At 60.4% G+C, this 10,981-nt stretch carries 10 protein-coding genes and 1 pseudogene; 7 read left to right on the forward strand and 4 right to left on the reverse strand.

The window, feature by feature from the left end; all coding sequences use genetic code 11:
• Positions 1-138: 138 nt before the first annotated feature.
• From C934_RS0126040 to C934_RS32560, 4 genes are all read left to right on the forward strand, one after another.
• Entirely contained in the window at positions 139-468 is a 330-nt protein-coding gene (locus C934_RS0126040) for a hypothetical protein (RefSeq protein WP_025661062.1), read from the forward strand.
• Positions 469-679: 211 nt separating this feature from the next.
• The gene (locus C934_RS0126045; protein ID WP_018859487.1) at positions 680-2,170 is read left to right on the forward strand and encodes a hypothetical protein; all 1,491 of its coding nucleotides are present in this window, start codon (positions 680-682) and stop codon (positions 2,168-2,170) included.
• Between the two features lie 193 nt (positions 2,171-2,363).
• Positions 2,364-3,665 carry a hypothetical protein gene (locus C934_RS0126050; RefSeq protein ID WP_018116222.1) on the forward strand — a complete coding sequence of 434 codons (1,302 nt, stop codon included), beginning with the start codon at positions 2,364-2,366 and terminating at the stop codon, positions 3,663-3,665.
• Positions 3,662-4,465, forward strand: a complete 804-nt coding sequence (locus tag C934_RS32560; RefSeq protein ID WP_018859488.1) for a hypothetical protein — start codon at positions 3,662-3,664, stop codon at positions 4,463-4,465. Before C934_RS0126050 ends, C934_RS32560 begins: the two co-directional genes overlap by 4 nt.
• A 183-nt stretch (positions 4,466-4,648) precedes the next feature.
• Here the strand turns inward: C934_RS32560 and C934_RS0126060 are convergent, their stop codons facing one another.
• On the reverse strand, positions 4,649-5,476 hold the full coding sequence (locus tag C934_RS0126060) for an oxidoreductase (protein WP_018859489.1): 828 nt from the start codon (positions 5,474-5,476) through the stop codon (positions 4,649-4,651).
• A 78-nt stretch (positions 5,477-5,554) separates the two neighbouring features.
• Between C934_RS0126060 and C934_RS0126065 the strand changes: the two genes are divergently transcribed.
• Positions 5,555-6,499 (forward strand): AraC family transcriptional regulator, encoded by a 945-nt coding sequence (locus C934_RS0126065; RefSeq protein ID WP_018859490.1) that lies wholly within the window; start codon positions 5,555-5,557, stop codon positions 6,497-6,499.
• A gap of 356 nt (positions 6,500-6,855) precedes the next feature.
• Here C934_RS0126065 and C934_RS0126070 read toward each other — a convergent pair whose 3' ends face one another.
• Entirely contained in the window at positions 6,856-7,536 is a 681-nt protein-coding gene (locus C934_RS0126070) for a peroxiredoxin-like family protein (RefSeq protein ID WP_018859491.1), read from the reverse strand.
• 273 nt (positions 7,537-7,809) lie between these two features.
• Between C934_RS0126070 and C934_RS0126075 the strand changes: the two genes are divergently transcribed.
• On the forward strand, positions 7,810-8,247 hold the full coding sequence (locus C934_RS0126075) for a hypothetical protein (RefSeq protein ID WP_156828798.1): 438 nt from the start codon (positions 7,810-7,812) through the stop codon (positions 8,245-8,247).
• Positions 8,248-8,367: 120 nt separating this feature from the next.
• Here the strand turns inward: C934_RS0126075 and C934_RS32565 are convergent.
• Positions 8,368-9,804: pseudogene (locus C934_RS32565) on the reverse strand (amidohydrolase family protein).
• 168 nt (positions 9,805-9,972) lie between these two features.
• On the opposite strand from C934_RS32565, the gene eco reads away from it, so the two are divergent.
• The gene (gene eco, locus C934_RS0126085) at positions 9,973-10,476 is read left to right on the forward strand and encodes a serine protease inhibitor ecotin (protein ID WP_018859493.1); all 504 of its coding nucleotides are present in this window, start codon (positions 9,973-9,975) and stop codon (positions 10,474-10,476) included.
• Positions 10,477-10,606: 130 nt separating this feature from the next.
• Here the strand turns inward: eco and C934_RS35290 are convergent.
• Positions 10,607-10,981, reverse strand: a 375-nt coding sequence (locus C934_RS35290) for a hypothetical protein (protein WP_018859494.1), incomplete at its 5' end; no start/stop codon positions are given.

Consider the following 10,981-nt stretch of genomic DNA (forward strand, 5'->3'; position numbering starts at 1 on the left):
AGCATGGAGAGGCAACCTGCGAAATATCAAAAAAGATGGGCAGAGAGGAAAAATTGCCTTCGCCAAGCACTTGGCTTTGCAGCCCTAAATCGCTGATCATGGGCGAGTTTTACAACAACTGGAAGACGGGCTTTTCAGATGCAGAGGAATAAAATCCGCTTTTGCATACTTGCCATGGCAATCGCTGCGGCGGGAACCGCCCGCGCCTCCTCAGGCGACGCCTGGCAGGAGTTCGCGTCCGAGGTTGAAGCCAAGTGCAAACAGGCGGCGCGCGCCTCGATCGAGTTTCCACATGCAGTCGTCGATCCGTTCGGCAGCGAGCACTACGGCATCGCCCTTGTAACCGGCAAACCGAAGGGCGCGAACGGCTTCGTTAGCTACTTTTGCGTCTACGACAAGCAGACGAAAAGTGTCGAACTCGGTAGCGAGCTTGAGACGGACGGCATGCGGATTCTCCCTGAGGAATAAGGTCGCCAGGCGGCTGTTGCGCGAATGTCACAGGTCAGCCCCTCAAACCTGTTGATTGTCATCTTGCGTATTTTGACAGCGACCGCGCCGCCGTTTCTAGATGCACGCACAGCATGCGTGTACGGAATCAAGGCAATTTTCGATCGGTCGCTTAATTAGCTGAAATCCATATTTCGCCGGCGTTTTGACAGGTACTTTTGGGGCATAAGTCATGGTCATGAGTTTTTTTCGTCGCGCAGAAGACGGCGGCAAGTCGCTGTCGACAACAGGATACCGACCCGCTTCGATAACGGATCAACGCCCGGCCGCCGAAGAGCCGCTGCGCTATGCTATCCCTGACGTCAACGATTTCGCTGCTTTCGGTTCGGCACTGGAGGAAAACCAGCGGACGTCGGAAGACCTGCTGTCGAGCCTCACATCGCTACAGGAGCGCGTTTCCTCGCTGCTCGGCACTCACAGCCAGTCGCTGAACGAGACCGGTGCGCTCCGCGCCGAATGCGCGCGCATCAGCTCGCTTCTCGACTACGAAAGCCATGCGCGTCAAAAGGCGGACCAGGACAATCTTCGCCTGACTGCCGAGAACAAGGCTTTTTACGCCGACAACGCGCAGCTTCGCTCCGGGATCGACGCCTTCCGCGACGAGCTGACAAAGCTTCAGAGCGTGCATCAGGTCACGCGCGAAGAATTCACGATCATCGAAAACCGGCTGCTCGATGCCGAACGTGAACTGACGGATCGCGCCATCCAGTTCGATGAAGCCTCGACACTCCTAAAGCGCGCCCAGACGGAGCTCGACCAGCGCAGCCGCGAACTCTCGGCCACCCGCGAAAAGCTCGACAACGAGACGATGGCGCACCAGCTGCTCATCGAAACCTCGCGCCGCGAAAACGGCACCCAGGCGCGCGAAATGGCCCGTCTCAACGAGGAACGCAGCCATCTGAAATCCCGCCTCATCGAACAGGAAGCCCAGGTGCGCAACCTGCAGATGGCCGTTGCGAGCCTGAAGCAGGACCTCGCCCTCTTCGAGGAGCGCCACAAGCGGCTCGAAGTCGAGCACGAGACTCTGCAGGCCTCCTCGGCGCTCGAGATCGCCCACCTGACGACGAAGCACGAGGCGATCGGCTCCAAGGCCGAACTCGTGGAGAAGCTGCTCGTCACGGCAAACGGCCGCAACAAGATGACGGATGAGGAACTGCAGGCAGCCCGCGCCGATCTCAAGCGCGTCAAATCGGAACTCGTCACCGCCCTCTCCCGCTCGGAGCGCCTTGCCGAGGAACTGCAGCGCGCACGCACGACCGGCGCCGAGAGCGAGTCCGCCCGCCGCGAACTCGCCACGCAGACCAACGAGCTGACGCTGAAGCTGCGTGAGGCGGAGAGCCTGCGCGTGCGCCGCGACCGGGATGCCGATGCGCTGCGCCGCGACATCGATACGCGCATGGATTCCGATCGCTACGAAATCGGCCAGCTGCGCACCAGCCTGGAGATTGCCAAGTCGGAGATCCGGCAGTTGCGCGCCGAGCGCGCCATCCTGACTGGCCAGCTCGAAGTCGCACGCAGCGAACGGCCGGGCGTCGTGGTCCCCACCGCCGCCCTCGAGGAACGCGACGAAGTCCGCATGCCGGCGGCAGGCTTCACACCGATGATCGACATCTCCGAAAAGTCGTTGCGTGCGCCGTCGGCCGACAGCACGCCCGCCGAATAAGGCTTGACGGCGTCAGGCTTCGGCCTGATGCCAAGCCTTGCTTTTGCCGGTATTATATTGGTTTCTTAAGGAGCTAAGGCCGATCGCGTGAACAAAGACTTACGCGACCTGCCTTAGGTCTTTGTTCATGTGCATGTCCTTGCCTCGAACGGATATGCGCTTTCGGAAGGCATGCATTGGCCCGGAGGAGACCATGGCGCTCGGCACGTCGCATCGCTTGCAGGAAGGCATCGAATCCGTCGAGACCATGACCCGGTTCGCGTTCGCGATCCTGGCGCTCGCCTCCGGCGTCTACACCTATCTCGGCGTGCGGAGCATCCTCGACGGATCGGCAACCGCCGTGTTCTTCGCGGCGCTCATCTATTCCAGCGCCGTCTCGGTGGCGATCTACGCCTTCTGGACCTACATGGCCCGTTTTTATCCGCACGTGACCAGTACAGGCGGGCGGACGGCCATGCTTGGTGTCATGGCGCTCGGCTGCGCGATGATCATCGCCATGTCGAGCTGGCTCAACGCGGCCGCGCTGGCGGGTTCCGCGGCGCTCGAACAGCATCTGGCCGAAACGCTGGAAGACTACACGGCCGATCTCGACCAGGCGCATCAGAACGCCCTCGCTGCCCAGAGCCTGCTGCCCGACATCCAGCGCACGCAGGAACGGTTCCAGCGCCTCGCCGACCAGGAACGCGAGACCGGCGCGCTGACCGGTACGACCGGGGCCGGCAGCGTCGTGCAGCTCCTGTCGCAGATGGCCTCGCAGCTGACCGAGCTCGAAAACGGCATCAACGCCTCGCGCGAACGGGTGACGACGCTCTTCGACGCGGGCCGCAAGCATCTCGAGACGATGCGGACGCTGGTGTCGGCGCCGGGCGCGATCAATCCGCGCGCCGATCAGTTCGCTGCCGAAGTCGTCGGGCTTTCCGGCGTCATCACCTCGCTGGAGCAGACCTCGATCGCGCCGTCGGTCAAGCGCGCGGCGGAAGACCTGTCGCTCGGCTTCATCGCTCCGGTGGCGGATGGACGCGAGGCGGATCTTGTCACCCGGCAAGACCAGGTGATGGAAACGATCCGATCCTCCGTCGCGGCGCAATCGAAGGTGCTCTCACAGGCAGCCGACCAGATCCTCGAGCGCAAGCCGGTGTCCGAACGGCGGTTCGTTCCACTCTCCTCGGCCGAAGCGGTGCTGCGCTACGCCGGCGACTTCATCCCCAGCTGGGCCGGCGCCATCTCGATCGATATCTTGCCGGCGGTGCTGATCTTCATGCTGTCGATCGTCCACTCGACGCTGCGCCAGCAGGAGCAGCGCCTGCCCTTCGCCGAACGGATTACCGCAGCCGAACTGTTGCAGGCGCTGGAAGTGAGGCGTGAGATCCAGCAGCAGGGTGCCGACGTCGAGGCCGCCATGGATGCTGCAGAGCGCAGTGAAGCGGCGGACCAGTCGAATGTCGCAAGCTTCGACCTGTCAGGCAAAGGACCACGCAAAGGACCGCCGGCATGAGACTGGAAACGGCGGGGCAAAGGTTGAAGGACTACGTGCTCTCCGCCGATGACGGCACGCTGATGCGGCATGCCTTCCACGCTCTCCTCGCCGCAGCCGCCGTCTTCGTGGTGATAGACTGGCATGAGATCAGCTCCGCCAGTCCCAACAGTCCGGCCTCCGATCCACTTACGCCGGGTGCCCTGCCCATGCTTCCGCCGGCTCTCACGCAGGGCAAACCCCAAAACGCACCTGTCGAGATCACCGCGGACCCCGAGGTCCTGATGAGGCCGATCCGCTTCGAACTGCGGGCGGACGGCGTGCTCCTTGCGCAGGGCACGATCGAACCCGGCGCGGCCGCACGCTTTGACGCCGAAATCCGGGCCCGTGGCGAGTACGTCAAAACAGTCGCGCTCGATTCGCCAGGCGGATCGATTGGCGACGCGATCGCCATCTCCACGGTTATCCGCGAACGCAAGATCGCGACCAGCGTCGCCAGCGGCGCGCTTTGTGTTTCCTCCTGCCCGATCGTCATGGCCGGCGGCGTCGTCCGTACGGCCGACAAGGATGCTGTCATCGGCGTACATCAGGTCTTCAACGCCACCAGGGAGAAGCTGTCGCCTGATCTCGCCATGTCCGAAGCCCAACGCACCACCGCCGATATCACCCGACATCTCGACGACATGGGAATCAAGCCGGACCTCTGGATCCACGCCATGGAAACGCCCCCCGACAGGCTCTACTACCTGTCTCCCGACGAGATGAAGGAATTCGCGCTGGTAGCGCCGGCTGTGGGGGTGGTGTCCAGGAAGACGAAATAGGCAGCCTGCCAATGCCCTAAAGCACGTGGCGATCTTCCGATTCTCTTGCCGCGCCTTGTTCTCGGCAACACGCAACGAGTGCCAACAACGACTGCTTACGGCTCGAAACGCTCCTCAGTATGAGGAGAGCGGCAGACCGCGTGATCGGAAATCCGAACCGCGGCCACCTTTGTCATTGCGCTATTACCCGTCGGTCGAGACCGTGACGGATTTCCAAGCCTCAATCTCCTGCTGCAGGCGCTCGATCCTGTCAGACACGAGTTTGAGCGCATCGCTTCCAAGCAGGAGTTGCGGTGGAGGATTGGCAGACCCGATGAGGCTAAGCACGGCTGCCGCGAGTTTGTTGGGATCGCCAAGCTGCTTGCCGCTTTTTGCTTGCCGCGCTTCTCGGATCGGATCGAACAGCGCGTCGTAGTTGTCGATGGACCGCTCAGTCCTTACCATCGAGCGGCCGGCCCAGTCGGTCCGGCACGAGCCGGGGCAGAGTGCGGTGATGTGGACACCGAACGGCGCCATTTCCGCACGCATCACCTCCGATATTCCCTGAAGCGCGAACTTGCTGCCGCAGTAATAGGCGATGCCGGGCATGGTGATCATGCCGCCCATCGACGTGACATTGACGATGAACCCGCGGCGCCTCTCGCGAAACCGCGGCAGGAAAGCCTTGGCAACAGCAACAGCGCCGAAGACGTTCACGTCGAACTGACGACGCATTTCGTCGAGCGGCGACTCCTCGAGGAGCCCTTCGTGACCGTAACCGGCATTGTTGATCAGGACGTCGACCGGGCCGTGGTCTTTCTCAGCCTGCTCGACGACGTCCGGTATCCTGTCGAATTCGGTCACGTCGCAAAGGACGGAACGGACCGCCGGCAGGCGTTCCGCAAGCCTTGCTTGCGAGGCTTCGGAGCGTACGGTGCCAATGACGGTATGTCCCTGTTCGCTGGCTGCCGTCGCGACTGCCAGGCCGAACCCGGAATTCGCGCCTGTGATGAAGAAAGTCTTCTGTGACATGGTGGACAATCTCTTCTTGATTGGTGATATTCATTTGACTGATAATCTTTCCCTACAGGTTCATCGATTGCGGAAACTATGAATGTCTTGCCAAATCCTATAAATGCGAAGGGTGCGCCATCAAGGCGCCGGGAGCTTGTGGAACTGGCCGGACGCCTCGCCCCGCGTCACGGCTACAATCCGACGGGGCTTCACGGCATCCGCATCCTCAGGACCGAAGAGGTCCTCCACGACATACCCGTCCTCTACAAGCCTGGTGCGGTTTTCGTGCTGCAGGGTCGCAAGCAGGGAATGCTTGAAGGCGAGGTCTATCTCTACGACGAGGAGCATTATCTGGCGGTCTCGGTCCCGGTTCCGTTCCGGATGGAATCCGTCGCCAGCGCAGAATGCCCCCTGCTTGCGGTCTATCTCGAATTCGACACGCAGCTCGCGGCCGAGATCGCCTCGGACGTCGAGGCACGGCGTTCCGGACCGACAGGCACCGCGGCGAGAAGTCTTATGTCCAGCAGAATGGAGCCCGACATCGAGGATGTCGTGCTACGCCTGTTGCGAGTGCTCAACGATCCCATGGAGATTGTGGTTCTGGGCGCAGGCATCCTGCGCGAGTTGCACTATCGCATCCTCGTCGGCCCGCAGGGCGCACAGATGATTGCGGCGCTACAGCAGAAAGGCACCTCCGGCAAAATCGTGCAAAGCCTCGCCCGATTGCGCGAAACCTACGGCGCGCAGATTTCAGTGACTGCGCTCGCACAGGAAGCGGGCATGAGCGTTCCCTCCTATCACGCACATTTCAAGGCGCTGACAGGCAGCAGCCCGATGCAATTCGTCAAAGCGATGCGGCTTCACGAAGCAAGGCTGATCATGGCGCGCCAGGAAAAAACGATCGCAGAGGCCGCGCTGTCGGTTGGTTACCTCAGCCCAGCCCAATTCAGCCGCGACTTCAAAAGGCACTTCCGCCGCACCGCCTCAGAGGAGGTGAAATGGGTCCGCAGTCACCTCTGCGAGCTTGCCTTGCGACCATGAGGAGTCCGCTAGCGGCGCGAAGCGGTCGCCTGCCGATGACCGCCGTCGGCCCTGTGAGAACACCCTTGCTCAGTGCTAGCCGTTCCGAAAGGAAATGACGCTTTCTTAGACGCCGGACGAGGAAGTGGCATGGAGACAAATGGGCCAGCAAGTCGAATGGGGACCATGTTTCCTTTGTCGCTCATTGAGGCGATGTCTCCAGACCCACTTCATGTCACCGCTGAGACCTCAGAAGGCAAATGGCAAGTTTGATCCGATTGACCTCTAACTGACAGCCCGTTGCGGTTGTTTGCGCTTTAATCCTGGCCATAAGCGGAGGTGGTACACGCTTGACGAATATCGGAGATGCAACGTCTTCAGCGTCGGAGGCTGCTGGCAGCGGCAAGCATTTCCGCAGCGTTTGGAAAGATGCAGAGGCCGTCAGGCCCGTCGCGCGCTTCAATTTGCACCCAGCGAACGATGCCATCGCCGTCGATGAGGAAGTGCCCGACAAGCTGTGTGGGGTGGCTTGAGAAGATGGCATGATCGACGTCAGTAAGCTCGAAGTCGTCTTGGGCGTTGAGTAAGGCGTTGGCCGCCATCGGGTGTAACGCTTCCGGCAATTCACCCGTCGGGTTAATGCGAGCGGCCTCGAATTGCTCCATGCTCGCCCGATAGGGCCATACTGGTTTCTCGCCGCTGCCCTCGGGCAGGAACTCACCGTGCGGCACGCCGAAGGCCCGGTGCGTGGAGCAATCCTCGTCACATAGGAGTACGGCCGGCGTCGGCCGGTGCTCGAAATATATGCGGGCGCGCTCTACCGGCGTGTTGATCACGGCAACTGTTTCCACCCCCGCGGCGCGCAGGGCAGGCTGTAGACTACCGAGTTGCCCCACCTGACGCCGGCAGAACGGGCAGTGCAACCCGCGGAAGAAGGCGATCAGAAAAGGTTGACCGTGGAGGCTCGAGAGTGAGACCGTTCCTTTTTGATTTGCCGACGGAAGTGCGAAGGCAGGAGCGTATTCCCCTGGTTGGAGCGGGCGCCTCTGGTCTCCCATGGCATTTGTCCTTTGCTAGGAGTTCAGGTGAATGCTGGGCTTGATCCAAGTCCAACACCTATCACGCCGCGGCACCACTCGCTATGTTCACGATGCAATCGGGTGGAGTGCGAGGTTTCAACCACGTCCCCTTTTAGCACGAGGGGGATGTCCGTATCGGCATCGCCTTTCGGCCCTTTGCGGCCATCAAACGCGCCACTTGCATCAGACAAAAGCCACGCCTCAATCGCAACCGAAAGTTAAGGTTCAAGCGACAAATTCGCGCAGTGGGCGTTGACATCTGGTCTCGGCCGCGTCGGGCCGTTCCACTTTTGCGCGTCGAGAGGCGATGCGAAATTTCGGTTGCTTGCAGTATTTCTAATTATCTTGCCAGCCGTCTCGGCCGCGCAAGAACACAAGCGTCGTTTTGCCAAATATCAATTCTTCTATTGCGCGGGCGTCCATGTGAAGCTGGCCGAAGCCTACAGGAAAACAGGTTTTTCGGACGCCGAAGCCTTTCATCCCTCAGAGGCGAACTGCCTGTACGAAAAAGGAAAGAATGACCTCATTGAGATTGGAAAGTCTCCGGAGGACGCCGCTAAGCGAGTGCAAAAGCATAGGGATGGCCTTGATAGCGAATTGCAGAGTACACCAAGCAAGATCCAAATTATGCTGCACCTCTGTAACTCATTTTTTCCAGAGCGAGCGAGCCGGCCCCGAAATCGGGCGTAGCAATAGCTACGCGAGTGACCTGCATACATAAATGGTACGATGTCTGCTTGTGGCGGCGCAAAGCGGCCTAGAACGGAGGCGAGTGATACCCGCAAACTCTCCGCCGCCGATGTGGCGTGATTACAGTAGGTTCTTGTGGACGCGGCCATCCTTGACGATGACGGACAAATTCTTTTCCGGCGCTTCGATCAATCGAAGATCGTCAAGCGGATTTCCGTTCCATACCAGCACATCTGCGAGTGCCCCTTCTTCGATAACCCCGAGTTTCCGCATAGGGTGTTCGCAAATTTGAAAGAGCGAGCAGCTCGGCATTAACCGAGGTTGCCATCTTCAGCGCGTCGGCATTGCTGAACCAGTTGGACACATGGGTCAGCATGATGCTTTGGCGTGGAGTCAGCTGCGGAGAGAAGAGGATGTCCGATCCCCAGGCAAGCTTGATGCCGTACTTCTTGGCGTAGTCGTACACCTTCGGCGTGCCGGCAAACAGCTGCTTGACGCGCTCGACACCCGGACCCGTTTGCGACGCGGCGTCTTCCATGCTCAGAAACGGCTGGGTGCTCAGCCAGACGTTCTTGTCCGCGAACATTCTTGCCGTGTCCTCATCCATCAAATGGGCGTGCTCGACGCAGGCGACGCCCCCCGCGATAGCGCGCTGCACGGTATGGGGAGCGTAACCGTGGATCGTGACATAGGTGTTCCAATCCCTGGCCACCTCGACGGCGGCCCGGATCTCATCTTCACTGAACGTCGTCATGTCGAGAGGGCTGCGAGGCGAGGAGACACCGCCGCCGCCCACCAGTTTGATATGGGACGCGCCCTGCAGGAGTTGCTCACGGACGCGCCGCTTCAGGGAGCCGATGTCATCGACGATCGCCGAGGCGCCGAGCAATTCGCCGACACTGAGTTGGCCATCTCTCGCAGGTATTTCCGACGGCATCTTGAGGTCGCCGTGCCCCCCGGACGTGGTGATCATTGCCCCCGCAGGAAAGATGCGGGGACCCGGAATGATGCCGGTGTCGATTGCCTGTTTGAAGGTGAAGACGGGCCCGCCCAGGTCTCTCACGGTGGTGAACCCGCGCATGAGGGTCCGCTCTGCTTCGGCAGTCGACGCGGCGTAAATTATGCCGGGATCACCTGCAAGAAGAACGTTCAATGGCACCGCGGCAAAGATCGAAGCCAATGGGCATCGATCAGGCCCGGCATCACGACGCTGCCAGCGCAGTCGATGACGGTCGCGCCAGCGGGCGGAGGATTGCCGTTCGCGTCAATGGACGACACCACATTGCCTTCGATCAGTATTTGGACCGAATCTCGCAGGGTAGTTGTCTTGCCATCGAACAGACGAGCCTGTCGCAGCATCAGCTTTTGCGGGGGCGAAGACTGCGCGCTTGCCAGACCTGGTAGGCCTGCCACGATCGCGGCCGAACCGACAGTCTTCAGAAAACTTCTGCGAGAGTAATCCGCGAGGTGGTTTGAGACCCTGTGGAGCTCCGGGTTTGCACATCCGCAGCTCGACGTTGACGCTAAGCGATTATACTTCCGGCCTAAACGAAGCATTGCTTTTTCCATCTCAAGGCGCTGAAATACAACCCGACGCTAACATGGCCTTTCTGGATAATCTACGGGCACTTGGTCTGGGTATGCAAGCTGGACGGGCGTCACGTGAAAGCGATAGCTGTATCGGCAACCCAACCTCGACCACCATTGCGGGTAGAAGGGTGAAAAATGGCAACTTCATTTTGGGCGGGTAAAGCTGCGAAATACTCAATTTCAGTTCTGGTTTTTCTGTCGCTTGCGGTGAGTGGGGCTTCTGCGGCGGAGCCCCGTCAGGCGCGGGACGAGTTGAAGGCATTTCCCGAGGCGCCAGCGGGCCAGCAACGACACGTTATCTTCCTGCCGAAGCGTACCGACGAAGATGCGCGCCGGGTTGGCGTGATCGTCGGTCGAACCGAGTTGGTGGATTGCAATCGACATACCTTTGGCTCCCAGCTGGAGAAGCGCACGGTCGATGGCTGGGGATATGACTACTACGTCGTTACCGGAGTTGGCGCGGTCGCGAGTACGCGGATGGCGTGCCCGGACAATACCAAGAAGAAAACGTTCGTGCGGAGCTCGGACGAGCCGCTCTTGCGATACAACAGCAGGCTTCCCCTCGTGCTGTTTGCACCCGTCGACGTGGAAATCCGGTACCGGATTTGGAGAGCGGGCCGAGAGAGAACGACAGACTGACGAAACTCGTCGCGCATCGCTAATATCGTGTTCGGCGGCAAGTCCGGGACGCCTGGCGCGGGCCCGCTACCGAGTTCCGTTTTCCCTTTCGCCTATGTCTCGGGCCTGCTCCCGTTTCGAGGGACATGTTCTAGCAGGCTGTTGAAAAAGTCTGCGGTTTGGCCTTGAGGATGACCTCGTCGCCGTTGTGGTATGCGAACGTGATCTCGACCGAGCCGTCGTCGAGTAGTTCGGCATGACCGTCGCCCGAGACTTCGTCCATCTCGTCAAATCCATACCATGTGAAGGAAACGGATGATCCGCTATAGCCGATATCGAGGTTGGCTTGCATGGCACCGAAGGCAATTTCTCCGGAGCCATCTGGCGTGATGGTGATCACCGCCGGCTCGACCAGGTCGAGATAATCCCGATCCCAGATGTCGGCGGCTACAATCCGCCAACGACCTATCAGCCTGCAGTTTGAAGCCGCCCCACTCATGACGATACCGCCATCAGTTTCGGTAAC

Source organism: Rhizobium sp. 42MFCr.1, assembly GCF_000377185.1.
GTDB lineage: Bacteria > Pseudomonadota > Alphaproteobacteria > Rhizobiales > Rhizobiaceae > Rhizobium > Rhizobium altiplani.

Bases quoted from the DNA above. Each gene is read 5' to 3' on its own strand.
- C934_RS0126040 (WP_025661062.1), top strand. From the start codon at position 139: ATGCAGAGGAATAAAATCCGCTTTTGCATACTTGCCATGGCAATCGCT.
- C934_RS0126045 (WP_018859487.1), top strand. From the start codon at position 680: ATGGTCATGAGTTTTTTTCGTCGCGCAGAAGACGGCGGCAAGTCGCTG.
- C934_RS0126050 (WP_018116222.1), top strand. From the start codon at position 2,364: ATGGCGCTCGGCACGTCGCATCGCTTGCAGGAAGGCATCGAATCCGTC.
- C934_RS32560 (WP_018859488.1), top strand. From the start codon at position 3,662: ATGAGACTGGAAACGGCGGGGCAAAGGTTGAAGGACTACGTGCTCTCC.
- C934_RS0126060 (WP_018859489.1), bottom strand. From the start codon at position 5,476: ATGTCACAGAAGACTTTCTTCATCACAGGCGCGAATTCCGGGTTCGGC.
- C934_RS0126065 (WP_018859490.1), top strand. From the start codon at position 5,555: ATGAATGTCTTGCCAAATCCTATAAATGCGAAGGGTGCGCCATCAAGG.
- C934_RS0126070 (WP_018859491.1), bottom strand. From the start codon at position 7,536: ATGGGAGACCAGAGGCGCCCGCTCCAACCAGGGGAATACGCTCCTGCC.
- eco (WP_018859493.1), top strand. From the start codon at position 9,973: ATGGCAACTTCATTTTGGGCGGGTAAAGCTGCGAAATACTCAATTTCA.